The 25,868-nt window shown below is 66.0% G+C and carries 29 protein-coding genes and 1 pseudogene; 17 read left to right on the forward strand and 13 right to left on the reverse strand.

Annotated elements, in window-relative coordinates; all coding sequences use genetic code 11:
* Window positions 1–6: 6 nt before the first annotated feature.
* From HCU64_RS17715 to HCU64_RS17750, 8 genes are all read left to right on the forward strand, one after another.
* A complete protein-coding gene (locus tag HCU64_RS17715) occupies window positions 7–1,206 on the forward strand; it encodes a mandelate racemase/muconate lactonizing enzyme family protein (RefSeq protein WP_233385477.1) in 1,200 nt (399 codons plus the stop codon).
* Window positions 1,207–1,281: 75 nt separating this feature from the next.
* Window positions 1,282–2,244, forward strand: coding sequence for a Bug family tripartite tricarboxylate transporter substrate binding protein (locus HCU64_RS17720; protein WP_233385478.1), 963 nt, complete (start codon window positions 1,282–1,284; stop codon window positions 2,242–2,244).
* 2 nt (window positions 2,245–2,246) lie between these two features.
* Window positions 2,247–3,806, forward strand: coding sequence for a class I adenylate-forming enzyme family protein (locus HCU64_RS17725; protein ID WP_233385479.1), 1,560 nt, complete (start codon window positions 2,247–2,249; stop codon window positions 3,804–3,806).
* Window positions 3,803–4,543 (forward strand): enoyl-CoA hydratase/isomerase family protein, encoded by a 741-nt coding sequence (locus HCU64_RS17730; protein ID WP_233385480.1) that lies wholly within the window; start codon window positions 3,803–3,805, stop codon window positions 4,541–4,543. Before HCU64_RS17725 ends, HCU64_RS17730 begins: the two co-directional genes overlap by 4 nt.
* Window positions 4,544–4,610: 67 nt before the next feature.
* Entirely contained in the window at window positions 4,611–5,189 is a 579-nt protein-coding gene (locus tag HCU64_RS17735) for a cysteine dioxygenase (RefSeq protein ID WP_233385481.1), read from the forward strand.
* 29 nt (window positions 5,190–5,218) lie between these two features.
* Window positions 5,219–5,824, forward strand: coding sequence for a glutathione S-transferase (locus tag HCU64_RS17740; RefSeq protein ID WP_233385482.1), 606 nt, complete (start codon window positions 5,219–5,221; stop codon window positions 5,822–5,824).
* Between the two features lie 150 nt (window positions 5,825–5,974).
* Window positions 5,975–6,820: a nitroreductase family protein gene (locus tag HCU64_RS17745; protein ID WP_233385483.1), complete on the forward strand. Its 846-nt coding sequence runs from the start codon at window positions 5,975–5,977 to the stop codon at window positions 6,818–6,820.
* A 133-nt stretch (window positions 6,821–6,953) separates the two neighbouring features.
* Window positions 6,954–7,508 carry a methylated-DNA--[protein]-cysteine S-methyltransferase gene (locus HCU64_RS17750; protein WP_233385515.1) on the forward strand — a complete coding sequence of 185 codons (555 nt, stop codon included), beginning with the start codon at window positions 6,954–6,956 and terminating at the stop codon, window positions 7,506–7,508.
* Window positions 7,509–7,513: 5 nt separating this feature from the next.
* Here HCU64_RS17750 and HCU64_RS17755 read toward each other — a convergent pair whose 3' ends face one another.
* From HCU64_RS17755 to HCU64_RS17765, 3 genes are all read right to left on the reverse strand, one after another.
* The gene (locus HCU64_RS17755) at window positions 7,514–8,917 is read right to left on the reverse strand and encodes a polyhydroxyalkanoate depolymerase (RefSeq protein ID WP_233385484.1); all 1,404 of its coding nucleotides are present in this window, start codon (window positions 8,915–8,917) and stop codon (window positions 7,514–7,516) included.
* Between the two features lie 250 nt (window positions 8,918–9,167).
* Window positions 9,168–10,601 (reverse strand): NAD-dependent succinate-semialdehyde dehydrogenase, encoded by a 1,434-nt coding sequence (locus HCU64_RS17760; RefSeq protein ID WP_233385485.1) that lies wholly within the window; start codon window positions 10,599–10,601, stop codon window positions 9,168–9,170.
* Window positions 10,602–10,674: 73 nt separating this feature from the next.
* The gene (locus HCU64_RS17765) at window positions 10,675–11,463 is read right to left on the reverse strand and encodes a class II glutamine amidotransferase (RefSeq protein WP_233385486.1); all 789 of its coding nucleotides are present in this window, start codon (window positions 11,461–11,463) and stop codon (window positions 10,675–10,677) included.
* A gap of 383 nt (window positions 11,464–11,846) precedes the next feature.
* Here HCU64_RS17765 and HCU64_RS17770 point away from each other — a divergent pair, with 383 nt between their 5' ends.
* Window positions 11,847–12,242 carry a response regulator gene (locus HCU64_RS17770; RefSeq protein WP_233385487.1) on the forward strand — a complete coding sequence of 132 codons (396 nt, stop codon included), beginning with the start codon at window positions 11,847–11,849 and terminating at the stop codon, window positions 12,240–12,242.
* 87 nt (window positions 12,243–12,329) lie between these two features.
* On the opposite strand, the gene rpsU is transcribed toward HCU64_RS17770, so the two are convergent.
* The 5 genes from rpsU to HCU64_RS17795 form a co-directional block, all read right to left on the reverse strand.
* Window positions 12,330–12,641, reverse strand: a complete 312-nt coding sequence (gene rpsU / locus HCU64_RS17775) for a 30S ribosomal protein S21 (RefSeq protein WP_147047328.1) — start codon at window positions 12,639–12,641, stop codon at window positions 12,330–12,332.
* A 274-nt stretch (window positions 12,642–12,915) separates the two neighbouring features.
* The gene (locus HCU64_RS17780; protein ID WP_233385488.1) at window positions 12,916–13,155 is read right to left on the reverse strand and encodes a DUF2188 domain-containing protein; all 240 of its coding nucleotides are present in this window, start codon (window positions 13,153–13,155) and stop codon (window positions 12,916–12,918) included.
* A gap of 64 nt (window positions 13,156–13,219) precedes the next feature.
* The gene (locus HCU64_RS17785) at window positions 13,220–13,447 is read right to left on the reverse strand and encodes a hypothetical protein (protein ID WP_233385489.1); all 228 of its coding nucleotides are present in this window, start codon (window positions 13,445–13,447) and stop codon (window positions 13,220–13,222) included.
* 482 nt (window positions 13,448–13,929) lie between these two features.
* A complete protein-coding gene (locus tag HCU64_RS17790; protein ID WP_233385490.1) occupies window positions 13,930–14,493 on the reverse strand; it encodes a glutathione peroxidase in 564 nt (187 codons plus the stop codon).
* A 239-nt stretch (window positions 14,494–14,732) separates the two neighbouring features.
* A complete protein-coding gene (locus HCU64_RS17795) occupies window positions 14,733–15,176 on the reverse strand; it encodes a histidine kinase (RefSeq protein ID WP_233385491.1) in 444 nt (147 codons plus the stop codon).
* Between the two features lie 233 nt (window positions 15,177–15,409).
* Between HCU64_RS17795 and argJ the strand changes: the two genes are divergently transcribed.
* The 3 genes and pseudogenes from argJ to HCU64_RS17810 all read left to right on the forward strand — a co-directional run bounded on the left by argJ (window position 15,410) and on the right by HCU64_RS17810 (window position 17,803).
* Window positions 15,410–16,666: a bifunctional glutamate N-acetyltransferase/amino-acid acetyltransferase ArgJ gene (gene argJ / locus HCU64_RS17800; RefSeq protein WP_233385492.1), complete on the forward strand. Its 1,257-nt coding sequence runs from the start codon at window positions 15,410–15,412 to the stop codon at window positions 16,664–16,666.
* A pseudogene (locus HCU64_RS17805) lies at window positions 16,663–17,384 on the forward strand (SIMPL domain-containing protein). Before argJ ends, HCU64_RS17805 begins: the two are co-directional and overlap by 4 nt.
* The gene (locus HCU64_RS17810) at window positions 17,381–17,803 is read left to right on the forward strand and encodes a (deoxy)nucleoside triphosphate pyrophosphohydrolase (protein WP_233385493.1); all 423 of its coding nucleotides are present in this window, start codon (window positions 17,381–17,383) and stop codon (window positions 17,801–17,803) included. Before HCU64_RS17805 ends, HCU64_RS17810 begins: the two are co-directional and overlap by 4 nt.
* An 81-nt stretch (window positions 17,804–17,884) precedes the next feature.
* Here HCU64_RS17810 and HCU64_RS17815 read toward each other — a convergent pair whose 3' ends face one another.
* A complete protein-coding gene (locus tag HCU64_RS17815) occupies window positions 17,885–18,244 on the reverse strand; it encodes a DUF427 domain-containing protein (protein ID WP_233385494.1) in 360 nt (119 codons plus the stop codon).
* Window positions 18,241–19,143, reverse strand: coding sequence for a methyltransferase domain-containing protein (locus HCU64_RS17820; RefSeq protein WP_233385495.1), 903 nt, complete (start codon window positions 19,141–19,143; stop codon window positions 18,241–18,243). The genes HCU64_RS17815 and HCU64_RS17820 overlap by 4 nt, the downstream gene beginning before the upstream one ends.
* A 131-nt stretch (window positions 19,144–19,274) precedes the next feature.
* On the opposite strand from HCU64_RS17820, the gene HCU64_RS17825 reads away from it, so the two are divergent.
* Window positions 19,275–19,499, forward strand: a complete 225-nt coding sequence (locus HCU64_RS17825) for a hypothetical protein (RefSeq protein WP_233385496.1) — start codon at window positions 19,275–19,277, stop codon at window positions 19,497–19,499.
* 12 nt (window positions 19,500–19,511) lie between these two features.
* The gene (locus HCU64_RS17830; RefSeq protein ID WP_233385516.1) at window positions 19,512–20,264 is read left to right on the forward strand and encodes a ComF family protein; all 753 of its coding nucleotides are present in this window, start codon (window positions 19,512–19,514) and stop codon (window positions 20,262–20,264) included.
* A 132-nt stretch (window positions 20,265–20,396) separates the two neighbouring features.
* Here the strand turns inward: HCU64_RS17830 and HCU64_RS17835 are convergent, their stop codons facing one another.
* Window positions 20,397–20,699 carry a hypothetical protein gene (locus HCU64_RS17835; RefSeq protein WP_233385497.1) on the reverse strand — a complete coding sequence of 101 codons (303 nt, stop codon included), beginning with the start codon at window positions 20,697–20,699 and terminating at the stop codon, window positions 20,397–20,399.
* 333 nt (window positions 20,700–21,032) lie between these two features.
* Here HCU64_RS17835 and HCU64_RS17840 point away from each other — a divergent pair, with 333 nt between their 5' ends.
* Window positions 21,033–22,010: a L,D-transpeptidase gene (locus HCU64_RS17840; protein WP_267922466.1), complete on the forward strand. Its 978-nt coding sequence runs from the start codon at window positions 21,033–21,035 to the stop codon at window positions 22,008–22,010.
* 86 nt (window positions 22,011–22,096) lie between these two features.
* Here the strand turns inward: HCU64_RS17840 and HCU64_RS17845 are convergent, their stop codons facing one another.
* Both HCU64_RS17845 and HCU64_RS17850 read right to left on the reverse strand, forming a co-directional pair.
* Complete coding sequence (locus tag HCU64_RS17845) at window positions 22,097–22,465, reverse strand: hypothetical protein (RefSeq protein WP_233385498.1); 369 nt, start codon at window positions 22,463–22,465, stop codon at window positions 22,097–22,099.
* 71 nt (window positions 22,466–22,536) lie between these two features.
* The gene (locus HCU64_RS17850) at window positions 22,537–23,583 is read right to left on the reverse strand and encodes an alpha/beta hydrolase (RefSeq protein ID WP_233385499.1); all 1,047 of its coding nucleotides are present in this window, start codon (window positions 23,581–23,583) and stop codon (window positions 22,537–22,539) included.
* 206 nt (window positions 23,584–23,789) lie between these two features.
* On the opposite strand from HCU64_RS17850, the gene meaB reads away from it, so the two are divergent.
* Entirely contained in the window at window positions 23,790–24,779 is a 990-nt protein-coding gene (gene meaB / locus HCU64_RS17855; RefSeq protein WP_233385500.1) for a methylmalonyl Co-A mutase-associated GTPase MeaB, read from the forward strand.
* The gene (locus tag HCU64_RS17860) at window positions 24,776–25,411 is read left to right on the forward strand and encodes a pyroglutamyl-peptidase I family protein (protein ID WP_233385501.1); all 636 of its coding nucleotides are present in this window, start codon (window positions 24,776–24,778) and stop codon (window positions 25,409–25,411) included. Before meaB ends, HCU64_RS17860 begins: the two co-directional genes overlap by 4 nt.
* The last annotated feature ends 457 nt before the right edge of the window (window positions 25,412–25,868 follow it).

Genomic DNA, 25,868 nt, shown 5'->3' on the forward strand with positions numbered 1-25,868 from the left:
GAACGTATGCGCGTCAGTGAGATCAAGACGTTTTGCTGCGATGCCGGCTGGCGGAACTACCGCTTCGTCAAGGTCACGACGGAGGACGGAATCACCGGCTGGAGCGAGTTCGACGAGGGCTTCGGCTCACCCGGAGTGACCTCGGTCATCGAGCAATTGGGCAAGCGCCTCATCGGACAGGACGTCCGCCAGCATGAGCGCTTCTTCGCGGAAGCCTCCTGCCTGACGCGTCCGGCATCCGGCGGCGTGGTCGGCGAAGGCATCGGCGCGATCGAGAATGCTCTGCTCGACGCCAAGGCGAAGACGCTCGGCATCCCGTGCCACGAGCTGCTCGGCGGCAAGATCCGGGATCGCGTCAAGGTCTACTGGTCCCACGCGCCGACATGGCGGATCAATCATCCGACCTTCTTCCCGCCTGCCATCACCGATCTCGCCGGCGTGCGCGCCGTGGGGGCAGAGGTGCGAGAGCGTGGCTTCTCCGCCTGCAAGACCAACCTGTTCCTGCACGATGACGGGCCGCTGCGCACCTGGCGTCCGGGCTTCGCCGTTCCATTCTACCCCGAGCTCAACGTCGACCCCGCTCTGATCCGCAGCATCCGGAAGCATCTCGAAGCGCTCCGCGAGGGCGCCGGGCCGGATGTCGAACTCCTGATCGACCTGAATTTCAACGCGAAGCCGGAAGGCCTGCTGCGGATCGTGCGGGCGCTCGAGGATCTCGACCTGTTCTGGATCGAGATCGACAGCTTCAATCCCAAGGCACTCGCCTACGTCCGGGCCAACAGCCGGAACCCGATCGCGTCCTGCGAGACCCTGATCGGCATGCGCCAGTTCCTGCCCTTCTTCCAGGAGCAGGCGATGGACGTGGCGATCGTCGACGTGCCCTGGAACGGGGCGTGGCAGTCCATGAAGATCGCGGCGCTGGCCGAAGCGCACGACGTCAACGTCGCGCCGCACAACTTCTACGGCCACCTCAGTACGATGATGAACCTCCATTTCGCGGCTGCCGTGCCGAATCTGCGGATCATGGAGGTCGACGTCGATCGCCTGAGCTGGGACCGCGAGCTGTTCTCGCACGAGCCTGAATTCGAGAACGGCCATCTCTTCGTTCCGGATCGGCCGGGCTGGGGGACGGAACCCATCGAGGAGGCCATCCTCGCCCATCCCCCGAAGGTTTCTGGCGGACTTCTTCAATACAAGCGGAACTAGAACAAACATAATACGCCAATCTTTCGATTGTCGGTTTTCAAATCAAAATAAAACCGCGACGACGGGAGGAATGAGATGAGGATAGTGTCGGCGGCCATCGCGATCGGCATGAGCTTCGTTGCCGGGGCAGCGCAGGCAGAGAGCAAATATCCCGATCACACGGTTCGGATCGTCGTTCCGTTTCCACCGGGTGGCATCACTGACGTCGCCGGCCGCCTCCTGGCGGACAAGCTCGGTCAGAAGTTTGGCCAGTCCTTCATCGTCGACAACCGCCCCGGCGCCGGAAGCATCATCGGCTCCGACATCGTCGCGAAGGCACCGGGCGACGGCTACACGATCCTGATGGGGTCGATCGCCAACGCGATCATCCCGGTGCTCTACAACAAGGTGCCGTACGACCTGCACAAGGATCTGACCCCGCTCTGCCAGGTGGTCAGCGTGCCGAACTTCCTCGTGGTCGGTGCGAGCTCGCCGTACAAATCCGTCAAAGACCTGGTCGAGGCCGCGAAGGCCAGTCCCGGCAAGCTGACCTTCGCCTCGACGGGCGTCGGTGCCAGCCCGCATCTCACTGGCGAGATGTTCAAGTCGATGACCGGCATCAACGTCGTGCACATCCCCTACAAGGGCAGCGGCCCAGCCCAGCTCGATCTGATGGCAAACCGCGTCAACTACATGTTCGACAACGGTGCCCTCGGTCAGGTCAAAGGCGGCAAGCTCCGGGCGCTCGCCACCAGCGCCGGCAAGCGGACCGACGTGACGCCGGATCTGCCGACCGTCGCCGAGAGCGGCGTACCTGGATTCGACATCACCTCCTGGTACGGATTGTGGATCCCCAAGAGCACGCCCGAGCCGATCGTCGCGCAACTGCGCAGCGCGATCGCTGAGGGCTTCGCGGATCCGGGCATCAAGGAGAAGCTCGCAGGGCTTGGAGCCGACGTCTCCATCAAGTGCGGACCCGACTATGGGACCTTCATCGACGCCGAGACGGCGAGATGGGGAGAATTGATCAAGAAGATCGGCTTGAAGCTGGACTATTGATCATGATGGGATCGCACGCCCTCACGGACGCGCCCGTTCGCTCGTCCGAGGCCGGAACATCCGACGGCGCGCCGTTCTCTGATCTCGTCCGCGCCGCCGCTGCCAGGACCCCCGACGCCCTCGCCATCGACGACGGCATCCGCTCGCTGACCTATGCAGCACTCGTGCGGGCGGTCGACCGTCTTGCCGTCCAACTCGGCGAACTCGGCCTCATGCCGGGCGACAGGGTGATGATCGTCGGGGAGAACGGCGTCGCGCTGGCGGCCCTGCTGCTCGCCGCCAACCGCGCCGGCGCCCGTCTGGTGCTCGAAAATGCGCGCAGGGCGGGGCCGGAAGTCTCAGGGATCGCAAATCACTGCCGCCCCCGCGGCGTGATCTTCGTAACGGAAGGATCGAGCGATGCGGCGCAGCACGCCGCTCGGTTCGAGGCGCGGGCGCTGACCGATCCCGAGATCGGAAGCTTCGCCATCGCTCGGCGCGACGTGTCTGACGAAGGGGAGGGCGCCGACCCCGATTTCGGCGCGATGATCTACACTACGGGAACGACGGGCACGCCCAAGGGCGTGATGCTGAAAGATGGCAGCCTCGTCTTCATCGCCTCGATGATGGAGCGGCTGCGTCATATCGGTCCGAGCGACCGGGTCTACGGCATCCTGCCGATCACCCACATCATGGGTCTCGCCTCGGTCCTGCTCGGCACCCTACGCAACGGCGCAACGGTCTACCTGCGGTCGCGCTTCTCGCCGGATGAGTGCCTCGACGAGATCGATGCCTTGCAGATCACCGCTCTGCAGGGGGCGACCGCAATGTTCGCAAAGCTCGCCGAGCGCGGACAAGCCCGTGGCTGGACGGCTCCGAAGAGCCTGCGTTTCACGGCGGCCGGCGGCTGCCCAATCGACTTGACGGTCAAGCGCAAGGTCGAGTCGATCTTCGGCACCACCCTGCATAACGGCTACGGCCTGACCGAAGCGGCCTCGATCTGCTGGACGCGTCTCGAAGACGGCACGCCGGACGATTCCGTCGGGCCGCCTCTGCCCGGGGTCGAGGTAAAGGTGCTCGGCACCGATGGCGGGGAGATCGCACCCGGAGGCACGGGCGAATTGTGGGCGCGCGGCCCCAACGTGACGGTCGGATATTTCCGCGATCCCGTCATGACCGCCCGCTGCCTCACGCCGGACGGTTGGCTCAACACCCAGGATCTGGCCCGCATCGGGCCGGATGGCCGTGTCTTCATTGTCGGCCGAACCAAGGACGTGATCATCCGCTCGGGGTTCAACGTCTATCCGCTCGAAGTCGAGACAGCGCTGAACCAGCATCCTGCAGTGGCGCACTCGGTGGTGGTCGGCCGCGCGGTCGAAGGCAACGAGGAGATCGTCGCCTTCCTCGAACTCGCCGGATCGGGCTCCGAGCTACCCGAGGATCTTGGGAGCCACCTGCGGGGGATCCTGTCTCCCTACAAACACCCGACCGCCTTCGTCGTCCTTCCCTCGCTGCCGCTTGCGGCGAACGGGAAGGTCCTCAAGTCGCAGTTGCAGACCATAGCCAGGGACATGTCGATATGAGCGACCTCCTCTACGAATCGGCGGATGGCATCGCCACGATCACCCTGAACCGGCCGGATAAGCTCAACGCCATCAACGAGAGCATCGAGACGGCGCTCGCCGAGGCCTGGCATCGGTTTAATGCGAGCGAGGACCGCGTCGCGATCCTGACAGGCGCGGGAGAGCGCGCCTTCTCCGTCGGCAAGGACACCCAGTCGGACGCCTTTCCGAACTATCGCCGCTTCCTGCCCGGTCTCGATATCCCGGTGACGAAGCCGGTCGTCGCGGCCGTGAACGGTTGGTGCATCGGCGGCGCGATGACGCTCGTGCAGATGTGCGACCTCTGCGTCGCCGGCGAGGGGACTCGCTTCATGTATCCCGAGCCGAAGCTCGGCTTCGCCGGGGGCCTGATCGCCGGCCTGGCGGGGCGGATCCCGCACAAGGTTGCCATGGAGATCATGCTGCTCGGCGAGGAGTTCTCCGTCGAGCGGGCCTATCAGGTCGGCCTCGTCAACAAGGTGGTCCCGGCCGGCGAGGTCATGACGGCCGCACGCGCCTATGCACGGCGTCTCGCCGACAATGCGCCGCTTGTGCTCGCCATGCTCAAGGAGCTCTCGGGCGAGACGGTGCCACGCTCGCCGCTCGAGCGCGTCAGCTTCGCGATGCGCACGGTCGATGCCGTCGCGAGGAGCAACGACTTCCGCGAGGGCTTCGCTGCAGCCCGCGAGAAGCGGCTGCCGACCTACACCGGCACGTGAGCCGGGCCTCGTCCCGTCAATCCGCCGGGGCCGCCCACTCGTCACCAATCGACCTGAGGAAATCGCAATGACCATCCGCCGCCTCAAGGACAGCGTTCAAGACTTCACGCGTCTCGCCGACCGATCAGGCACCGATCCCGAGGCGATGATCCAGGGCGGGAGGGAGATTCTCGGGCGGCTGATCGCGCAGGATGACTGGCTCCCGGACTTCGCGACGGTCCCGCACGAGCAGTACTACCGCCAGTACCTGCTGCATTGCGATCCGCTGGAGCGCTTCTCCATCGTCAGCTTCGTCTGGGGGCCCGGCCAGAAGACACCGATCCACGATCACACCGTCTGGGGCCTCGTCGGCATGCTCCGCGGCGAGGAGCGCTCGCGACGCTTCGAGCGCAACGGGACCGGTCTGACCGAGGCGGGGATCGAAAGGCTTCGGCCGGGCGAGATCGATGTCGTCTCGCCCACGCACGGCGACATCCATCAAGTCGCCAACGCCATAGAGGACCGGCCCTCGATCAGCATTCACGTCTATGGCGCAAATATCGGCCAGGTATCTCGGAACGTTTACGATGCCGAGACGGGGCAGGCAAAGCCGTTCGTCTCCGGATACAACAGCGAATTCGTTCCAAACATTTGGTCAATGCAATAATCGTACGATAACGGAGTTAAAAAAATCAAATGAAACTCTTCTATTCGCCGTCTTCGCCGTTCGTCCGCAAGGTGATGGTCTCCGCCCTGGAGCTCGGCTTGGCCGACAGACTGGATCATCAGCAGGCCGCCCCGCACCCCATCAAGCGCGATGCCGCGATCCGCGCGAAAAACCCCCTCGGACAGGCCCCGACGCTGGTGACCGATGACGGCCTCGTCTTGTTCGACAGCCGCGTGATCTGCGAATACCTCGATGCTCAAGCGGGCGGCAGCCTCTTCGGAACAGGTGCTGCACGTTGGCGCAATCTCGCTCGGGCGGCGATGGGCGACGGGCTGCTCGGGGCCGCGTTGCTCGTACGATACGAGGGGGTGGTTCGCCCTGAAGTCCTGCGCTGGAGCGATTGGACCGATGGTCAGATGGCCAAGGTCTCCGACGTCCTCGATGCCTTCGAGCAGATCGCTCCCGAGCTCGGTGACGCGGTCGATATCGGCTCGATCACCTTCGGTTGCGCCCTAGGATATGTCGACTTCCGTTATCCTTCGCTCGATTGGCGCGGCGGGCACCCTGCTGCAGCATCGTGGTTCGAGGCCTTCAGCGCACGTCCGTCGATGATGGAGACGAGACCTCGCGATTGAGGCCTACGACGAGGGTCGGCGGCAGGCTCGATGTCGTGCGGCCGATCGCGATCGTTGCCGAAGACCATTCATGGTCTTCGGCAGCCTGAGCCTCATCAGTGACACGCTCGTTTGGCTTGAGCCAGCTTATATTGAAGAAATATTGCTAAGATGAACTCAGATTTCGATAGAAGACAAAATATTCTCAAGCAAAGATATGGCGCGCAGGCGGCGCCAGAAAATCTAATGTGGAACGACCACGTCGAACATCTTCTCAACCATCGCTCCGTCCGTGCATTTCTCGATGAGCCGCTTCCCGATGGTGCGTTAGAGACCATGGTAGCGGCCGCTCAATCGGCATCGACGTCCTCCGCGTTGCAGCAATGGAGCATCGTTGCAGTCTCCGGCGAGCAGAAGCAGAGGGTTCACGATCTGATTGCGCCAACGGTTCCGGCTGGCCGGATCCCTTGGATCAATGAGGCACCAGTCGTCCTTCTATGGGTCGCCGACCTGTCTCGCTCCAACGCTATCGCCAAGGCGCAGGGGACCGAGCCCGTCGTTCACGACTATCTCGATGCGTTTCTGATGGCCTCGATCGATGCGGCACTGGCCGCCCAGAATGCGGCCGTCGCTGCGGAAGCGGTGGGCCTCGGGTTCGTGTTTCTCGGCGTCATGCGGAATGCCGCCAAAGAACTCGCCGCGCTGATCGACTTACCGAAGTACAGTTTCGTGACCTTCGGTATGGCGGTCGGTCGTCCGGACCCCAAGCGTCCGAGTGGCCCGCGGCCGCGGATACCTCAATCGGTGGTCTTGCATCACGACCACTACGTTCATCGGAACCACGAAACCCATCTTCCGGGCTACGAAGAGGCCTATCTGGCATTTCGTGACATGTGGGGCATGGATGCGAAGACATGGCAGGATGCCGTCCACACGTCAGCGACCAGCATGAAGTATATGAAGGGCCGCGAAAAACTGCGCGCAACCCTCGCTGAGCGCGGCTTCAGGCTGCTTTAGCGGCGGCAGAGGTCGTACTTTCCAACTGCATCCTGCTCCGCCCGCTTGGCGCGCGCCAAGACGCAGCGGGCCGGAAATTCCCACACCTGGGCGGATGGGATATTCAGCGCGTTTGGAGGGTCGTTCCGTGCTCATGGCAGTTGGCAAACCGCGGCCCATCGCAGCGACGATCGTCGACTATGTTCGCTGCGTCGTACCCTCGCCGGTGGGAGCGCTGACGCTCGTCGCAAGCCAAACTGGTTTGGCGGCTGTGCTGTGGGAGAACGACGATCCCCTACGGGTCAGGCTCGGCGCGCAAAGCGAGAGCCCAGAACATCCCGTGCTGGCCGAAACCGGGCGGCAACTCACCGAGTACTTCGTCGGCCATCGCCGCGCGTTTTCGCTCGGTCTCGATTTCCGGGGCACGCCGTTTCAGCAGCGGGTCTGGCAGGCCCTGCTGACGATCCCATATGGCGAGACCCGTTCCTACGGACAGATCGCAGCGCAGATCGGCAGCCCGGCCGCGGTCCGCGCGGTAGGCGCCGCGAACGGCAAGAATCCGATTTCGATCATCGCACCATGCCACCGCGTCATCGGCGCATCGGGAAAGCTGACGGGCTTCGCGGGCGGCCTGCAGACGAAGGATTTTCTGCTGCGGCTAGAGGGCCGGCGAGACCTGCTCGATTCGGATGATCTGCCCGGCCCCTGACCTGCTCAACCCGCCCGCGCGGTCTTTTCTGGCGGCAAGCGCATGTGGCGGTCGCGATCTTTCGCGGGGTGCGCGCCACGGTTGGCCTTAACGCCGCGATGCCAATGATGTTCGGTCGGGCGATGCTCGCCGCGTCCGGAATGCGAATGCCCGTCGCGGGCGCGGATCCCGCGGATCTCCGGAGAGGCCGCCTTGGCAGCACGCTGGCCGCTCACAACGATCGGTCGGTCCGTCTCGTCGATCGTGAAGGCAACGATCTTCGGGACGATCTCGGCACGGAAGCGCGAGCCGTTGAAGATGCCGTAATGCCCGGCTTCCGGCTGCAGGTGGTAGGCCTTCCTGTCGGCCGGCAGGTTCGTGGCGAGGTCGAGCACTGCGCGGGTCTGGCCGATGCCGGTGATGTCGTCCTTCTCGCCCTCGACGGCCATCAGGCGGCACTGACGGATGGCGCCGAGATCGACCACGCGGCCACGATGCATCAGCTCGCCCTTCGGCAGCGTATGCTCGATGAAAACCTTCTCGACGGTCTCGATGTAGAACTCGGCTGGGAGGTCCATCACCGCGAGGTAGTCGTCGTAAAACCGGCGGTGCTTCTCCGCGGATTCGCCGTCGCCTGCCACGAGATGATTGAACATGTCCCAGTGCGAGCCGGCGTGGCGCTCGGGGTTCATGCTCATGAAGCCGACGAGCTGCATGAAGCCCGGATAGACGGGCCGGCCGGCGCCGCGATAGCCGTGTGGCACGCTCTCGATGCAATTCTGCTCGAACCAGCGGATGCCCTTCTCCTGAGCCACCGTGTTCACGGCGGTCGGCGACAGACGCGTGTCGATCGGGCCGCCGATCAACGTCGCCGAGCGCGGCGCCAGCGCGTTGCCGTCCTCCTCCATGCGCGCGATGGCGGCAATGACCGGCACCGAGGGCTGGCACACGGCCGTGACGTTCAGGTCCGGCCCGAGCGCCTCGAAGATCTCGATGCAGTAGTCGATGTAGTCCGATAGGCCGAAGGCGCCGGCGGATAGCGGCACCTCGCGGGCATTCGTCCAATCGGTGATGAAGACCTGATGGGTGTCTACGAAGGCAGCGACGGTCCCGCGCAGGAGGGTGGCGTAGTGGCCCGACATCGGGGCGACGAGCAGCATTTTCGGCTTGCTGGTGTCGTCACCAAAGGCAAGCACGCGACAGAACGGCTTCTCCCAGACGACGCGCTCGGGTGCGGGCAGGTCGAAGTCCGGTTTCGGATAGGAACGCGTGCTGCGCTCGAACATCTCGCAGCCGGCCGAGATGACGTTGCGGGAGGGGGCGTAGGCCAGGGGGTGGAACGGGTTCTCGCAGGCCAGCTTGGTCGCCTCCGCTGCCATCCGCATCGGAGCGAGCATGAGATTACGCGCCTCATGCATGAGGTATAGCATTGCGAGTACTCCTGGGAGCAGCTCGCTGACCAAGCTGTCCTTCGCGTCTAGAAATTGCGGACGGCAACGCGAGGAGTCGCGAGAAAGTTGCGTGAACAAAAGTTCATGCCGTTACCAAACAGGATTTGCAGACGATGAGCGCTCAAGCCTGGGGCGGCTGGTTTTGTCTTCGAGACACTTGGCTGTCGCTTATCAGATCGGCCAAGCCATCATCGCGGAGGCGTGCAGCGGCCCCGAACGGCGGCGCCGCTCAAAAGTTCGCCTGCGTGACGAACTTCGTCGACAGGTAGGCTTCGATCGCCTCCGAGCCGCCCTCGCTGCCGTAGCCGGAATCCCGCACGCCGCCGAAAGGCGTCTCGGGCAGCGCGATGCCATGGTGATTGATCGAGACCATGCCGGCCTCGATGCCGGACGACACTCGGGTCGCACGCTCCGACGAGCGCGTATAGGCGTAGGAGGCGAGGCCGAAGGGCAGGCGGTTCGCCTCGCGCAGGGCTTCGTCGTCGTGCTGGAAGCGGTTGATCAGGGCGATCGGCCCGAACGGCTCCTCGTTCATGGCGCGGGCCTCGAGCGGCACGTCGGTCAGCACGGTCGGTTCGAAGAAGTTGCCGCGGTTACCGATGCGCTTTCCGCCCGTGCGCAGCATCGCGCCCTTTGCCTCGGCATCGGCAACGAGCCCTTCGATCGCCTCCAGGCGACGTCCGTGAATGAGGGGACCCATCGTCGTCCCATCTTCCAAACCATTGCCGACGCGGATTTTTCGCGCGGCCTCGACGAAGCCGTCGACGAAGCGGTCGTAGATCCGCTCCTGAACGAGAAAGCGGGTCGGCGCGACACAGACCTGGCCGGCATTGCGATACTTGTTGGCGCTGAGCACCGTCACCGCCTTCTCGATATCTGCGTCGTCGAAGACGATCGCCGGGGCATGGCCGCCGAGTTCCATCGTGGCGCGCTTCATGTGTTGCCCAGCCAACGCCGCGAGCTGTTTGCCGACGGGGACGGAGCCCGTGAAGGAAATCTTCCGGATGACGGGATGCGGGATCAGATACCCGGAGATCTCGGCGGGGTCTCCGAAAACCAGCCCCAGTGCGTCTCCGGGCACCCCCGCGTCGAGGAACGCGCGAACCAGCTCGCGGCAGCTCGCAGGCGTGTCCTCCGGCGCCTTGAGGATCACGGAGCAACCCGTGCACAAGGCGGCCGAGATCTTCCTCACCGCCTGGTTCAGCGGGAAGTTCCAGGGTGTGAAGGCCGCGACCGGCCCGATCGGCTCGCGCACCACGATCTGCAGGACGCCATCGGCACGGGCCGGAATCACCCGGCCGTAGGCGCGGCGGCCTTCTTCGGCGAACCACTCCATCACGTCGGCGGCGACGGCGCACTCGATGCGGGCTTCCGCCAGGGGCTTGCCCTGCTCGGCGGTGAGCAGGCGGGCGATGTCCTCGGCGCGCTCGCGCATCAGGCCGGCGGCCTTGCGCAGCACCTTGGATCGATCGAAGGCGGAGACCTTGCGCCAGGCTGCGAAGCCGCGATCGGCCGCCTCCAGCGCCTCGTCTAAGTCGGTTCGCGTGGCGACGGCGATCTCGCCGAGGGTCTCGCCGGTAGCAGGGTTGAGGTTCGGCAGCGTCGCCCGTTCGCCGCCATCGCGCCAGGTGCCGGCGATGTGGAGCTGGACCGAATGGTTCATCCTGGAGGGCCTTCGAGCATCGTAATGCGATGCCCCCAAGATAGGGACCGAGGACGCCGGCTCCAGTGCGGGATCAGGCCGCGATGCGCCTTGCCTCGCCGCCCTTCTTCACGATCGCGGGATGTCCGCGCCGCGCCTGGAGCGTGCCACCCTTCGGCACCACTTGCCAGCCTTCGCGGCAGCCGTCGATCGGCTCGGACACCACGACGATGCCGGCCTCGGACTCCCGGAAATACAGGCTCGGCGGGCGGCCGTCGCAGGCCCAGCGATAGGCCGTGAGCGTGACGCCGTCGGTGAGCAGCGCCGTGAAGCGGAGCGGCTCGGTGATCTTGGCGGCCTGCATCAATTCGCGGACCGCAGCGAAGGTGGTCTCCATTGCGCCGATCGGATCCTCTACGAGGCCGTTGGCGAGCGCCAGGAGGAAGATCGCCTCGGAATCGGTGGTGCCGCGACGATGGTCGTAGAGGTCGTCCGGAATCAGCGCCTCGAGCCGGCGCTTGATGCGATGGTAGTCGCCGATCTGGCCATTGTGCATGAACAGGTGGCGGCCATGCGCGAAGGGATGACAGTTGGCGCGTGTCGTCGCGGTGCCCGTCGAGGCGCGGACATGGCCGAAGAAGGCGCTGGCGCGCACCTGCGAGCAGAGATTGACGAGGTTCTCGTCGGACCAGGCCGGGCAGACGTCGCGGTAGACGCCGGGCTCCCGCCGTTCGCCGTACCAGCCGATTCCGAAGCCGTCGCCGTTGGTTTCGGTCTTCGCCTCCGTCGCGTGCAACGACTGATGGATCAGCGAATGCGTCGGCGCGCAGACGAGCTCGTTGAGGAAGACCGGCTCACCGAGATAGGCGAGGAAGCGGCACATGGCTGACGCAAACCCTCTTGCTGCGCGGGTTCACGATCCGCCAGCGGACATCCTGACTGCTCAGCCTGCAAGACGCGGGCCGAATGGCGACGCTTTTGCCGACGACGTGTCATCATCCGATCGGGGCAGTGAACGAACCGTTAACCATGATCGAAGGTCGCGCGGGAATGCCGTTCGCCCAACACCGTGGCGAGCCCATGGCGGAATTCAATAACGAACTTGCGTGTTGACGCCATGCCACAGCACGTCCGACGATAGCTGCTTAATCGATTCGCAGACGGCACAGCCGAGCAAGCCCGTATCCGCGTTCGTTGGATACCGCTCCGCTTGGTCGCCGTGCCGTGAGACTTTGACCGAAAGCCCCCGATCATCGAGGAGATTCCATGGCCCAGCACGATTCCGCCGATTGTCCCGTCGCGCTCGTGGTCGAGGACGACGCAGCGATCCGCAATCTCGCATCCGCCGTCCTCGAGGAGACCGACCTCGACGTGATCGCCTGCTCCAGCGCAGAGGCGGCGATTTCGGTGCTGGAGCGGCCGGACGTGAACGTGGCGCTGCTGTTCGCCGATGTCGGGCTCGAGGGGAAGATGGACGGTCTGGCGCTCGCGCGCACAGTCGAGAAGCGCTGGCCGAAGGTGCGGATGGTGGTGACGTCGGGCCGCGCCAATGATCGCAACGAGTCCCTGCCGCGCCGCGCCGTCTTCATGCAGAAGCCCTGGCGCGCGCTGGACGTCCTGGTTCAGGCCGATCGCGCGACAATCGCCAACCGCGTGGCCTGACGAACGAAAACAGGCCCGCGCCACCGAGGGCCGGGCCTGCATGCATCGTCCAGACGGGCCGCGCTGAGCGGCCCGGCCGAGAATGGCTTACGAAGCGACGTTGGTCGCCGGAGCGGCGCTTGCCGACGGAGCGGCGGACGGGAAACCGCCGGGACGACGCGGGCCGCCGGTACGGGGCTTCGGCTTCGGAGCGGCGATCAAGCCCTCGCGGATGGCGGTCTTGCGAGCCTGCTTGCGGGCGCGGCGGACGGCCTCGGCCTTCTCACGAGCCTTGCGGACGGAGGGCTTCTCATAGGCCTTGCGCTGCTTCATCTCGCGGAAGATGCCCTCGCGCTGCATCTTCTTCTTGAGGACGCGAAGCGCCTGATCAACGTTGTTGTCGCGAACGAGTACCTGCAACTGTCGTAATCCTTCGGGTTCTGTCTGTTCGATCTGCGGACCGTGCCGGATCGCCATGCTCGACGGGCAAAACCGCCATGCGTTCCAAACCCCGGGGATCTTCCCGAGCGGAACGTCCTGACGGCAAGCGATTCGGCGTGGTGAATTCGCCTTGGCGTCGCCATACACCAAGCGTCGGCGAGTGGGAAGCCGCCGGGCGAAGCACCGCGGCAACATCGTGCGACTGTGTCGCCAACGATCGCAATCACCCTGGCAGAAGGCCGGAGCCTGCGATTCAGCCGTCGACGTCGGTGTCCGGCCTGTCGTCGCCGCGCGCCGTCTCGACGTGGCGGGCGCCGCGTGCGTCCTGATACTCGATCGTCGCGTCCTCGTCCGGCCTGCGCTGCTCCGCTGCCGCGATCCTCGCAGCACGCAAGGCCTCGTCATGGCTCGCGAAGGTCTCCGAGATCGTATCTCCGACCCTGTAAGCGTAGCCGCCGTCGTGCTCGATGACGTGATAGGTAAGGCGGCTCATCTCGCGCTCCCTGCCTTGCTGAGCATCGAACGGCCATCGCCCTCAGCAGTTCCGCTTGAGAGGATCAGTGCCGCGTCGGGCGCGGCCCGGGCCGACGGGTCACAGCTGCTTCGCAGCCTGCGATCAGGGAACCCCGTGGATCCTCCGGGTCGAAGCCGACGCCGTCCGGGAAGGCCATGAGTTGGACCTGGTCGTTGCCCTCGCGCCGGATGCGGGCGACCCACCCGTCCTGCGTCCGCTCGAACAACACCTCGTAGAGGCTGCCGTCGTGCTCGAACCGGTGCGGCTCCATTCTCGGTCTCCAACGCGTTCATCGTCGTCCGGCCCTCCGCCGGACTGTCGCCATATGGGGTGCCGCCCTACCATCGCGGGAGACCCTCGATCCAAGAGAAGGAATCTGATGCGGGCATTTCCATTCGGCCTGCTGCTGCTTGCCGTAACGGCGGCAGGTCCGGCGATCGCACAAGGATTTCCTGGCGGAACCGTCGGTCTCACCTCGACCGGGCTGCCGGCGAACCCCTTCGCCTCGAACTATCCGTCCGAGCCACCCTCCGTGCAAATCCGGCGTGATACGCGCCATGAGCGGTTTCGCGGCGGCCACGCACGGGGACGAGGCAAGGAAGCGCGTGGATTGCGACCGCCCGCCGATATTCCTCGTGCAGGCATCTCGCGATGAACATGGCCGATTGGCTCGGCGGCTTCGGCCTCCACGCGATCCTGCTGGTGGCCGGCCTCATCCTCGGCTTGATCGCGGTGACGCGCTGAGTGCTGCCTTCAGGCGGAGCCAAGCTCTGCAACGATGGCGCTGATGATACGCGGGTCATTCGGCTCGACCTGCGTGGCGAAGGCCGCGCGCAGGCTGCCATCGCGGCCGACCAGATATTTGTGGAAGTTCCACTGCGGCGTCTGGCCCGGCTTCTCCGCGGCGGCCCAGCGATAGAAAGGATGCGCCGAGGGGCCTCGCACGTGGGTCTTGTCGACGACCGGGAAGGTCACGCCATGGCTCTGGCGGATGGCATCGGCGATGGCCGCGCCGTCGAGCGGCTCCTGGTTACCGAAATCCGGCGACGGTACCGCGATTACCGTAAGACCGCGCATGCCGTAGCGCGTCCAGAGACCCTGAAGCCCCGTGAGCTGGCCCGCGAAACCGCAGGCCGTCGCGGTGTTCACGATGAGGACGGGCTTTCCGGAAAAATCGGCCAGCGGGAGCACGCCGCTCTCGCCGGGTTTGGAGAAAGAGAAGTCACGCGCGTTCGAAGCACTTTCCTCGGCGGCCCGCGCACCCGTCGCGATGAGCGTGCCGAGCAGGGCGAGGCAATCACGACGCAGCAGGGTCATGGCCCTCTCCATCAAGCACTGTCGTTCAAGGGTCCGATGGCGACTCCGAACCCGAAGGAGCGCCGGAGGGCGCCAGCCGCGAGCGGCCTCGACGACGTGTCTTGGCCGGTTATCGCGCGTGGATACCCCACGTGCCGCCCTCGATTCCGCAGCTTGCCTCGGACGGACAGAATGGGTTTGCTATGAGGCTGATAGCACAGCGCCGATGGTGCTCAGAGCCAAATCTGCGGTGCTGTCGCTCAGGTTCGGGCCTGGAGCGCCTCGCGGACGGTTCCGGCCAGCGCGCCTTCTTCCGCATCGGACGGTACCACCAGGGCATCCGGCACGCAGTCGATAATCTCGTCTTCATCGCTGGCGAAGACGATTGCGAGGTTCGGCCGCAGCGCGCGGGCCTCGATCGCGAGCCGGGAGCAGCGCAGGTCGCCCAACAATTCGGCGTCTGTCACGAGGACGTCCATCGGCAAGCCAAGCGCGAGAACTGTCAGCGCGTCGACGCCGGAATCGACAGAGGTGGCGCAATAGCCTGCACGTCTGATCTCGGCGCTGACTTCGTCGCGCCAAAGCTTGCGACGGCCGGCGACGAGGACCTGCACGCCGTAACAGCCACCCTGGACGTCGCCCTCCACAGATCCCGAAGGACCCGTCGCGAGATGATCAGCGCGCGGAGCAGCCGAGGCACCCATCTGTCCGTCCTGTCGTCCAGTCGCCGGATTAGGTTGCATTGCAACAGGCTAGGCCGGGCAATCAAATTGTTCAAGTCTAGATCTGTAGACGGCTCGGTTTTGCACTGCATCACAGGGTGCTGCTGCCGCGAAGCAACAGGGGGCATGACGCTGTTGACGCCTGCCTCGAAGCCGAGGCAACACGGCGCCGCCGCAACCGTCCGCAGCGGCCGCAGATGACGAGGCGCGAATCGATGGCATCTCAAACCGCAACGCCCGTCTCGCCGCTCGCTCCAGGCTCGACACCGAAGCTTCCGGCCGTTGCCGGTGTCAGGCTCGCCACGGCTCAGGCCGGCATCCGTTACAAGGGCCGCACCGACGTTCTCTGGGTCTCGCTCGACGAAGGCACGACGGTGGCCGGCGTCTTCACGCGCTCGCGCTGTCCGTCAGCTGCCGTGGACTGGTGCCGGGAGGCCCTGGCCGCGGGCAGCGGCACGGCCCGCGCACTCGTCGTCAATTCCGGCAACGCCAATGCTTTCACCGGCCTCAGGGGTCGCGAGGCCGTCGGGCTGACCGCCGACATCGCGGCAAAGGCCGCGCCGTGCGGACGCGACGAGGTGTTCATCGCGTCGACCGGCGTCATCGGCGAGCCGCTCGATGCCGGCAAGTTCGACGGCGTGCTCGCCGATTGTGCGGCCCGCGCCGAGGACGGCCCGCGCGCCTGGGAGGCCGCCGCTCGCGCGATCATGACCACCGACACCTTTCCGAAGCTCGCCAACCGGACGGCCGAAATCGACGGCAAGACGGTGACGATCAACGGTATGGCCAAGGGTGCCGGGATGATCGCGCCAGACATGGCGACGATGCTGTCCTTCGTGTTCACCGACGCGGCGCTGCCCCAGGATGTCCTCGGCGAGTTGCTGACCGCTGGAACGCGCAAGAGCTTCAACTGCGTCACCATCGATGGCGATACCTCGACCTCGGATACGCTGTTGCTTTTCGCGACCGGAAAGGCCAGCAACACGGCGATCGACCGCGCCGACGATCGGCGGCTCGCCGGTTTCCGCGCGGCGCTCGACGATCTGCTGATCGAGCTGGCCCAGCTCGTGGCGCGGGACGGGGAGGGCGCCCGAAAGCTCGTGACCGTCGAGGTCGAAGGCGCGGAGAGCGACGCGTCCGCCCATCGCATCGCCATGTCGATCGCCAATTCGCCGCTGGTGAAGACGGCGGTGGCCGGTGAGGACGCGAATTGGGGCCGTGTCGTCATGGCCGTCGGCAAGGCCGGCGAACCGGCGGATCGCGACCTCCTGACCATCTCCTTTGGCGGCGTGCGTGTCGCCCACAAGGGAGCGCGCGATCCGGATTACAGCGAGGAGGCGGCAAGCGCCGTGATGCGCCAGCCGGAGATCACGGTGAAGGCCGAGATCGGACTCGGCCAGGGGAGGGCGCGGGTCTGGACCTGCGATCTCACCAAGGAATACGTCGCCATCAATGGGGATTACCGCTCGTGAGGACGTCTGCGGCCGCGCTGTTCGGCGTTGTTCTCACGCTCTGCGGTCCGGCCTTCGCGGACGATGACGACAGGGCGGGCCGGATCGGTGTGATCGGCCGGGCCCAGATCGAGACGCAGCCGGATTTCGCCTCCGTCGAGATCGGTGTGCAGACCAAGGGCGAGACACCCGCTGCGGCGCTCGATGCGGCCAGCAATGCCGCCAAGGGTATCATCGCCACCGCGAAGGAACTCGGGGTGCCGGATACCGACATCGGCACCTCCTCGGTGACGCTGCAGCCCGCAAGCCGTCAGATCCGCCAGCCCGACGGCTCGTTTCGCGAGCAGTCCGACGGCTATGCGGCCTCGAACCGCGTCGTCGTGCGGCTCGGCGACATGCCGAAGCTCGGCGAGCTGATGCGTCGCGCGCTCGATGCGGGCTCGAACCGCATCGACGGCGTCAGCTTCGGCCTGCGCGATCCGGGCAAAGTCCAGGGGACGTCCAGGTCGCTGCGATGAAGGACGCCCGCGCCCAGGCCGAGCGACTCGCCGAGGCAGCGGGCGTGAAGCTCGGCCCGGCGCTCTCCATCGCCTCGCCGCCGCGAGCCGAGCATCCGCGCCCGGCGCCTTACGCCGCCATGGCGCGGTCCGTCGCGAAGGATCGCGCGGCGGTGCCCGTCGAGGCCGGAACGATCGAGACCAGCGCCGAGGTCGAAGCCGTGTTCGCGATCAGGCCGTGAGCGAGGCGACGCCGGTGCGGCTGCTCCTCGTCGTGGCGGTGGCGCTCGTCGATGCCGACGGGCGGGTGCTTCTGGCCCAGCGGCCACCAGGCAAACAATTGGCTGGTCTCTGGGAATTTCCCGGCGGCAAGGTCGAGCCGGGCGAACGGCCCGAGGCGACGCTGATCCGCGAGCTCGCCGAAGAGCTCGGGATCACGGTCGAAGATCCGTGCCTTGCCCCGCTCACCTTCGCGAGCCACCCCTATCCCGACTTCCACCTGCTGATGCCGCTCTATATCTGCCGCCGCTGGGAAGGGACGCCCAGGTCGATGGAGGGACAGGCGTTGAAGTGGGTGCGGCCGGGCGCTTTGCGCGACATGCCGATGCCGCCGGCGGACGCTCCGTTGATCCCGTTCCTGGTCGATCTGCTCGGAACCTGATCGCGGAAGCGGGAACTGGCGGTGCCGGCCCGAACTCCTGGCTGTCTTGGCGCGAAACAAACCTCGCGGTGCGATGAACCTTCAGCCTTGTTCGATCGCGTCCACCTTGTCGGGATAGAAGGCCAGATACTCTTTGATCTGCGCCACCGCCGGGAAAGGGTTCTCGTAGCTCCAGACGGCGGCCTGTCGCGGCGAGCCTCCGGCATCGAGATCGAAATAGCTCGCGTCGCCCTTGTAAGGGCAATGGCTCGTTCGAGCGCTTTTTGCGAAGCGCCCCCAATGCGCATCCTCCCGTGGAATATAGAGGACTACCGGATAGGCGGCCTCCTTCAACGCGAGCGCTCGCGTCGTTTCGGCGACGGTGATCCCTCCCGCGACGACGCGGACGCGCCCGGCATGCGGCGTAATGGTGATCGGGTGGTCTGGGCCCGGTTCCTTCATCGCAGGCTTCCTCCGATTGGATCGACGACGTGTTCCGGCGTGCCGAGCGCATCGGCGAGTCGCGCTTTGGCGCTGCCCGGCTTGAGTGGCTTCTGCTGGCTCTCGTGCGGAACCCAGCCTGAGAGCCAGATCAGCTCGAAGGTCGCGCGGAGGCGCCCGTCAGGATCCGAAAAGCGCTCGGCGTAGATCTCGGCGGCGCGCATAAGCGTCGCGCGGCGCAGTGGCGTCCGGCGTCGCTCGGTCAGGGCATTGGTGAGGCCCATGGCACGGAGGTCGCGCATCAGGGCAAACGGGTCGGAATAGCGAACCGTGAGGCGTTCGGAATCGGTCACCGGCAGGCTGAACCCGGCGCGCTGCAACAACCCACCGAGATCGCGCACCTCTGCAAGCGGCGCGACCCGCGGGCTGATGCCACCCTCCACCTCGCTCTCAGCATGCTGAAAGGCTTGGCGCAGCTCCGTCAGCGTTGAGCCGCCGAGAAGGCAGCCGACGAACAGCCCATCCGGCTTCAGCGCCCGGCGCAACTGCACGAGCGCACCGGGAAGATCGTTGACCGCGTGCAGCGCAAGCAGAGACACTGCGAGGTCGAAGGCAGCCCCGCCGCCAAAGGGCAGCGCCTCCGCATCGCCTGCGAGACAGAGCGGCTCGCCCGGCTCTGGGGTCGGGCTCAAGCGAACCAGCCTGTCGATGCGCCCGCTCGATCGAAGCCGCGCGGCGGCCATCGGCAACGGCGTGCCGAGGTCGAGTGCCAGCGGGAACCGACGCAGGACGGCGTCGAGGCGATCGCCGAGATCCTCGACCGCCCGCGACAGGAGGAAGTCGGCGAAGCCCGCGCGGCGCGCCCGCACGAGGCGTTGCCTCACGAGAGCGGTGTCGAAGAGGGGAGGAGGCTGGCTCATCGACCTGGGAGATGGGGCACAATCGGCCCGGACGCTAGGCTGGGCTCCGGGGTCGTCATCAAGATCACGAGATTGCGGAACGGGATGCCCCCAGCGCCGTTACTGCTGCGCTTTCGAACTGGGAGATGTCCATGTCACGCATGTTCACCGTCTTCGCGCTGGCCCTCGCCGTCACAGGCCTCGGCACCACGGCTGAAGCCAAGGGGTGCATCAAGGGTGCGCTTGTGGGGGGCCTCGCCGGGCATGCCGTCGGGCATGGTGTTCTCGGAGCGGCTGGCGGCTGCATCGCCGGGCGTCACTATGCGAACAAGAAGGCCAAGGAGCAGCAGCAACAGCCGCAGCAGAGCTCGCACTGATCGAGATCAGCGCTGAGCGCTCTGCCGGCAGGCCTGCGCGCCACGCTCGGTGCCGCACTCGGGCTCGTCTATCCGCCCACCTGCATCGCCTGCGGGCAGGCGACGGCGGAGCCGCACGCGCTCTGCCCCGCCTGCTGGTCGGGCCTTCGGCTGATTGAGCGACCGTTCTGCGAGCGTCTGGGAACGCCCTTCGCGCTCGACCTCGGGGTCGGCACGCTGCTCAGCCCGCGCGCCATTGCCGAGCCGCCGGTGTTTCAACGAGCGAGAGCGGTCGCGCTGTATGAAGGCACGGCGCAGGATCTGGTCCATCGCCTGAAATACGGTGACCGGCTCGATCTCGGCCGGGCCATGGCTCGGATGATGGCGTCGGCCGGCGCCGAGCTCATCGCCGAGACCGACCTCGTCGTGCCGGTGCCGCTGCATGCCCTTCGCCTCTGGCGGCGACGGTTCAATCAGGCGGCTCTGCTCGCACGCGACGTGGCCAGTGCGTCGAGCCTCCCCTGCGACGTGAGAGCGCTCGCGCGCGTGAAGCGGACTCGCCCTCAGGTCGGGCTCACACGAGTCCAGCGAGCGGACAACCTCCAGGGCGCCTTTCGGGTGCCGGAGGCCGCCAAGCCTCGGCTCGCTGGACGGCGCGTGCTGCTGGTCGACGACGTCGCGACCACGGGCGCCACCGGCAACGCGGCCGCCCGCGCCCTCCTGCGGGGCGGCGCCCGGCAGGTGGACCTCCTCACCTTCGCGACGGTCTCTACCGAAGCGGATTGAACGGCGCTCGGTCGATCCCCGAAATGAGGGGAATCCGGCGCGTACACTTCGGCGTCGAAGAGACGATCCCGCCGGTGGCACAAGCCGAGCGTCAGGCAAAGCTGCCTGGCGTCCCGAAATCTCAAGCTAGAATCAGGGGCAGACGGCGACCCGCTTGACCACCCATCCCTGGCCGTCCTGCCAGAGCTTGCGCCGGCCCTTGTAGCAGGCGCGATCCCCCTCGCCAGATGTCCAGACTCCGGTCGGCTGGACACGCTCTGTCGCGTTCTCTTCGAGCTTGGGCTCTGCCTTCACGGCCTTGGCCGGCTTGGCCTTGGCGGATCGCCGGGCATGAGAGTCCGAGATGCGGCCGGCTGCATCTGCCGACCCGGCAGCGAAACAGAGCGCGGCGAGGACCAAGCCGAATCTACGGAGATGGCGGACACGATAGGCCACGGCAGCAAAACTCCGGTCGGCAAGACAGCCAAGCTTCATGTCGTGGAAGCTGCACGGTTTTCAATGACGCCTTGTGACGATTCGCGAGGCGATCCACACTTTTGCCGCAGACCCACAAGACAGCAGCGGCCGCCTCGTCGATTCTCAGCTTTCGATCGATGTCTCCGCAATCCTGCGGCACGGCGACCGATTGTCGATAAAGCTATGATGTTGCAGGCAGGAAACATGATTTCTTGCTATCGGCTTGCCCAGGTGCCGGCCGATCGGCTGACGGGCATCGATGGATTCGCAACGACTCCGTCGGCAGCGCATTCGTGAATTTTGAGCGATCCCATGTTCAAAGCGATCTCTTCCCTCAACCGGCGCAAGCTCCTCGCCGGCGCCGCATCGAGTCTTGCGCTGATCGGGCTCGCAGGCCCTGTCTCGGCGCAGAGCGCCGGCGGCTACGACGACGCCCGCCTGTACAAGGATCAATACGGGCAGCTCTATCGGAAGCGCGCTGGCGAATACGTGCCGTATAGCGGTCCCGTCGTGAACGGCCGTCCGGTCGACGATCCGAGCGCTGCCATGGACGCCGACGAGTATGCCCGCCGCCGCGCGGCGCGCTACGGTGAACAGCCCCCGGTTACCGCGCCCGGCGCGCCGGCTGCGGCGAATGCTGGCGATCTGCCGCCCGAGGGGCAGCCCGGCGCGAGGCCCGCGCCGAAGCAGGCCGGCTATCCGGTGCCGCAGCGGGAGATCGACAACGGCCCGATCGATATCGCTCGTGCCTACGGCCCCGTTGAGGGCGAGCCCTTCAACGTGCCGCCGATCAACGTCAAGACCTTCAACAAGGCATTCCTCCGGGCAGAGGTCGACTACCGCACCAACGAGCCGGTCGGCACGATCGTCGTCGACCCGCGCGCTCACTACCTCTATCTCGTCCTGCCGAATGGCCGGGCGCGGCGTTACGGCGTCGGTGTCGGCAAGCAGGGCTTCTCCTGGAACGGCAGCGCGACGATCAATTCGAAGCAGGCCTGGCCGGACTGGTATCCGCCCAAGGAGATGATCGAGCGCCGGCCCGACTTGAAGGCCGAGGTCTCGAAGCTGCAGAGCGGCCTCGGCGTGCCCGGCGGCTCGCGCAACCCGCTCGGCGCGCGCGCCATGTATCTCTGGCAGAACAACAAGGACACGCTGTTCCGCATCCACGGAACCACCGAGCCGCACTCGATCGGCAAGAGCGTCTCGTCCGGCTGCATCCGCATGATCAACCAGGACGCGATCGACCTGTTCAGCCGCGTCTCCGTCGGCACCAAGGTCGTGGTGCTCTGAGCCCGATGCAACGAGGCCTCGCTGGACGTTGGTCCGGCGAGGCCCGCAATTAAGAAAACGGCCCCCGATCGGGGGCCGTTTCGCGTTTAGGCGTCGAGGTGGTCCTGCTCGTCGTCGAGATCGACCAGGAAGACGATGTCCGCCTCGTCTTCCTCATCGTCCTCTTCGTCGTGGTCCGCTGCGCCGGCCTTCGCATCCGCGGTGTCGTGGTGCGGATCGGCCTCGAAGTCGCCGGTGCCGTCATCCTCGGCGATGGCCTGCTCGAACTCGTCGGTCTCGTCCTCGGTGGAAGCCCTGATCTTCAGCTCGGAGGTGCCATTCCAGATCGGCTTGCCCTCGCTCGTCATCGTGCCGATGTCTTCCTTGAAGCCATCGCATGTGAAGAGGTCGCGGGCCGTCTGCTCATCGGAATTGATGACCGCAATCGCTTTGCCGTCGATTTCGAGGGTGAACATCGCGCGCCGATCTCTCTCAGGGGAGGGAATGGCGCCCGTGTAGAGCCTCGTCCGCCTCGCGTCGAGGCGGATCAGGCTCCTCCGCGCGAGATCGCGCGCTTCACCACACCCTGAACCTCCGGGTTCGAGAGGAAGAGGTCGTGGTTGATCAACCCGCCGCCGTAGTCCGAGGCGTCGGCGACTCGGACTCCGAGCGCTTCCAGACGGTCTCGATCGGCCGCACCCGCCCGGGTTCCGCCGGCGAGCACGCCTGAGAGTTCCAGAGCGCGGTCGTTGGTCGAGGAGATCACCGTGATCTTGTGAACGTCCGGCCCCATCCGCTCGACGCCGTTCGTGAACAGATCGATGTCGATGTCGGGGGCTGCGAGCACGACGGCGTTGATCCGGGACATCGCGGCCTCGCCCGCTTCTGCCCGGAGCATGCGCAGGGTCTCGAGCGTCAGCAGCGTGCCCATCGAGTGCGCCACGATGTTGATGCGCCCCCCCGATGGCGACGACGTCAGCGACTTCAGCAGATCCTCGAAACCGTCGCGCGACCACATCGCGCTCTCGCGGTCGTAACCGTAATCGAACGTGGCCGCGGCCGACGGCCAGGTGAACAAGGCTGAAGCACCGCGAAAGCGGATGCCGTCGGATAGCATGGCGGCGCTGACCGCAGCCGATTCGAAGCTCTCGCGATAGCCGTGGACATAGATCAGCACGTCGCGGCCAAAGGCCGATTGCGAGAAGGCGGAAGCTGCGTTTGCGCCGGTCTCAACCTGCTGAATCGACTTGATGCCCCAGTCGCCGCTGACCACCGACGAGACCTTGCCGATCAGCGAACGGTCCGGCGCCGACATGCGCACTTCCGCGAAGCTCAGCCCCCGCCCGCGCTCGGAGCCGAAATACGGAGACTTCAAGCCGCCGCCCACGGCCTTCCGTGTCGTGGCCACCAACAGGACCGGGCTGACGTCGAGAGCGGATTGCTCGCGGCCGCCCCCTCCGACGGCGCCCGTGGCAAGGCCGTCGGCGATGCATCCGGACAGGCCCGGCGTGACCGTTGCGGCGCCGAACAGCGCGGCGATCCGGACGATGGAGCGCCGGGTCGGCTCGGCCGCTTCGGCCTTCTCTGGCTGCAAGCCCTGCCACCTCATCGTACGATGCCCCTTCTGCCGGGCAGACGCGACTGCGCCCAGCTTCTCGGGGCTGCGTGTGACGCACGATCTTGGCCTTGGCGAGGCAATGCGCCGCTTTGTCCATCCTGCCCACGGGCGCGTGATCGACGCGTTACATCGGATCGGCATGCCCCCTCGACGAACGGCCTCTCGCCCGGCATGAAGCCCTTATGGCGCCTTCTCTTCCCGACATGAACACGATCCGCGAACGATTGCTCGCCGGGGACCGCGCGGCGCTCGCGCGCGCAATCACCTTGGCCGAGTCGCGACGGGCCGATCATCGTGCGGCAGTGCGCGACCTGATAGACGCGGTCCTTCCGGAGACGGGAAAAGCGATCAGGGTCGGGATCACCGGCGTGCCGGGGGTCGGCAAATCGACCACCATCGACACGCTCGGCAGCCAGCTGACCAAGGCGGGGCACAAGGTCGCCGTGCTCGCGGTCGACCCGTCCTCGACCCGCACAGGCGGCTCGATCCTCGGCGACAAGACCCGGATGGCGCAACTCGCGCAGGACCGGAATGCATTCATCCGTCCCTCGCCATCCTCCGGAACGCTGGGCGGTGTGGCGGCCAAGACCCGTGAGACCATGTTGCTCTGCGAGGCGGCCGGGTTCGACGTCATCCTGGTGGAGACGGTGGGCGTCGGTCAGTCCGAGACCGCGGTGGCCGATCTCACCGATTTCTTTCTCGTCCTGATGTTGCCGGGTGCCGGCGACGAGTTGCAGGGCATCAAGAAGGGCATCCTCGAGCTCGCCGACATGATCGCAGTCAACAAGGCCGATGACGGGGACGGCGAGAAACGTGCGCGCGCCGCCGCTTCGGACTATCGCGCTGCGCTCCACATCCTGACGCCGGCCTCCGCGACTTGGTCACCGCCCGTCGTCACGATCTCGGGGTTGCACGGGAAGGGCCTCGACGACCTTTGGTCGAAGATCGAGGATCACCGCCGGAAGCTGACCGCGACCGGCGAGATCGACGAGCGGCGCAGGAAGCAGGATGTGAGATGGATGTGGGCGCTGGTCCATGAGCGCTTGCACCAGAAGCTCACGGGGAGCGCTGAGGTCCGCAAGGCGACGACCGAAGCCGAGAAATCGGTGGCGAGCGGCGAGCATTCTCCGGCGGCCGGCGCCCAGGCCATTTCCGAGCTGATCGGTCTTTGAGCGCGCAAGAGCTCCTGATCGTCGGCTTCGGCGCCTTCCCGAGGGTCCCGATCAATCCGAGCGGGCTGCTGGCCCGCCGCGTCGCAGCCTCTCCGCGCCTGAAGCTATTGCTCGGCGCAAGGCCGGATTGCCGAGTGCTACGCACGGCCTATTCGGCCATCGGCTCGGAGCTCGAACCGGCGCTCGCCGAGGCGCGGGACGCCGTGGTGATGATCGGAGTTGCCATGCGCGCCCGGCGGATCCGCGTCGAGACCAGGGCTCGCAATCGAACCAATCTTCTGTTTCCCGATGCGGATGGATGGCTGCCGCCGCGTCTTGGCCTCGATCGAAGCGGGCCGGCACAGCGAACCAGCCGGCACGCACGCGCCGCACTCATCGCCCTGCGACGACGAGGAGTCGATGCCGCCCCATCGCGGGATGCCGGCGCCTATCTCTGCAACGCCACCTACTACCGCGCCCTGGCCGAGGGCCGACCGACGCTGTTCCTGCATATCCCACGCTTGCCCGACCCGGGGCGGCCGAGGCGCCATCGGGTTTCGCGTCGCGAGCGGCCGCTCGAATCCTGGACGCAGGCCTTCGTGGACGTTGCCCTGATTTTGCTGGCCCGCGCACGATCGCAGGGTCCCAGGTAGGCCCATCAAGCAGGGGAGGGGAGCGGACAATCAGTGCGTTCGCATCCCGTCTGCAAGCTGACTGGTCGGACCGACCCACACCCCCGTTCCGGGGATGCCGCCAGAAAAGCACCTGGCCGCCCGGAAACGGCAATCTTCGCTCCAACCGCATTTTTTGTGTTGACCTCGCTTGGGGCGATCCTTATACGGCTCTTCATCGGCGCCGGCCGCGAGAGCGGAACGGGCGCTGACGCATCTTCTGAGAGTTCGCGGATGGTACGATCCGGTTCACGCCGGTCGGCCTTCTGTTGTTTTCTGCTAAGGGTGCGACAGTCGATTGAGACGGTTCGAAACTTTCGAATTTTCCCAGTTGACACGGTTTCGGAGGGGCTTTAAACGGCGCCTCCACTTCGGAGCGGGGCCGGTTGATCTGGTCTTCTTCTGAGGCTCTACAGAGAAGATCTTGGGCTTTGCCTGT

This window comes from Methylobacterium sp. C25 (genome assembly GCF_021352225.1).
Classification (GTDB): domain Bacteria; phylum Pseudomonadota; class Alphaproteobacteria; order Rhizobiales; family Beijerinckiaceae; genus Methylobacterium.

Bases quoted from the DNA above. Each gene is read 5' to 3' on its own strand.
- HCU64_RS17755 (WP_233385484.1), bottom strand. From the start codon at position 8,917: ATGCTATACCTCATGCATGAGGCGCGTAATCTCATGCTCGCTCCGATG.
- HCU64_RS17730 (WP_233385480.1), top strand. From the start codon at position 3,803: ATGAGCGACCTCCTCTACGAATCGGCGGATGGCATCGCCACGATCACC.
- HCU64_RS17795 (WP_233385491.1), bottom strand. From the start codon at position 15,176: ATGGGTGCCTCGGCTGCTCCGCGCGCTGATCATCTCGCGACGGGTCCT.
- HCU64_RS17750 (WP_233385515.1), top strand. From the start codon at position 6,954: ATGGCAGTTGGCAAACCGCGGCCCATCGCAGCGACGATCGTCGACTAT.
- HCU64_RS17785 (WP_233385489.1), bottom strand. From the start codon at position 13,447: ATGGAGCCGCACCGGTTCGAGCACGACGGCAGCCTCTACGAGGTGTTG.
- HCU64_RS17845 (WP_233385498.1), bottom strand. From the start codon at position 22,465: ATGTTCACCCTCGAAATCGACGGCAAAGCGATTGCGGTCATCAATTCC.
- HCU64_RS17840 (WP_267922466.1), top strand. From the start codon at position 21,033: ATGTTCAAAGCGATCTCTTCCCTCAACCGGCGCAAGCTCCTCGCCGGC.
- HCU64_RS17715 (WP_233385477.1), top strand. From the start codon at position 7: ATGCGCGTCAGTGAGATCAAGACGTTTTGCTGCGATGCCGGCTGGCGG.
- HCU64_RS17790 (WP_233385490.1), bottom strand. From the start codon at position 14,493: ATGACCCTGCTGCGTCGTGATTGCCTCGCCCTGCTCGGCACGCTCATC.
- HCU64_RS17735 (WP_233385481.1), top strand. From the start codon at position 4,611: ATGACCATCCGCCGCCTCAAGGACAGCGTTCAAGACTTCACGCGTCTC.
- HCU64_RS17745 (WP_233385483.1), top strand. From the start codon at position 5,975: ATGAACTCAGATTTCGATAGAAGACAAAATATTCTCAAGCAAAGATAT.
- HCU64_RS17780 (WP_233385488.1), bottom strand. From the start codon at position 13,155: ATGAGCCGCCTTACCTATCACGTCATCGAGCACGACGGCGGCTACGCT.
- HCU64_RS17740 (WP_233385482.1), top strand. From the start codon at position 5,219: ATGAAACTCTTCTATTCGCCGTCTTCGCCGTTCGTCCGCAAGGTGATG.
- HCU64_RS17815 (WP_233385494.1), bottom strand. From the start codon at position 18,244: ATGAAGGAACCGGGCCCAGACCACCCGATCACCATTACGCCGCATGCC.
- HCU64_RS17820 (WP_233385495.1), bottom strand. From the start codon at position 19,143: ATGAGCCAGCCTCCTCCCCTCTTCGACACCGCTCTCGTGAGGCAACGC.
- HCU64_RS17760 (WP_233385485.1), bottom strand. From the start codon at position 10,601: ATGAACCATTCGGTCCAGCTCCACATCGCCGGCACCTGGCGCGATGGC.
- HCU64_RS17720 (WP_233385478.1), top strand. From the start codon at position 1,282: ATGAGGATAGTGTCGGCGGCCATCGCGATCGGCATGAGCTTCGTTGCC.
- HCU64_RS17825 (WP_233385496.1), top strand. From the start codon at position 19,275: ATGTCACGCATGTTCACCGTCTTCGCGCTGGCCCTCGCCGTCACAGGC.
- meaB (WP_233385500.1), top strand. From the start codon at position 23,790: ATGGCGCCTTCTCTTCCCGACATGAACACGATCCGCGAACGATTGCTC.
- HCU64_RS17765 (WP_233385486.1), bottom strand. From the start codon at position 11,463: ATGTGCCGCTTCCTCGCCTATCTCGGTGAGCCGGTCTTCCTCAACGAG.
- argJ (WP_233385492.1), top strand. From the start codon at position 15,410: ATGGCATCTCAAACCGCAACGCCCGTCTCGCCGCTCGCTCCAGGCTCG.
- HCU64_RS17770 (WP_233385487.1), top strand. From the start codon at position 11,847: ATGGCCCAGCACGATTCCGCCGATTGTCCCGTCGCGCTCGTGGTCGAG.
- HCU64_RS17725 (WP_233385479.1), top strand. From the start codon at position 2,247: ATGATGGGATCGCACGCCCTCACGGACGCGCCCGTTCGCTCGTCCGAG.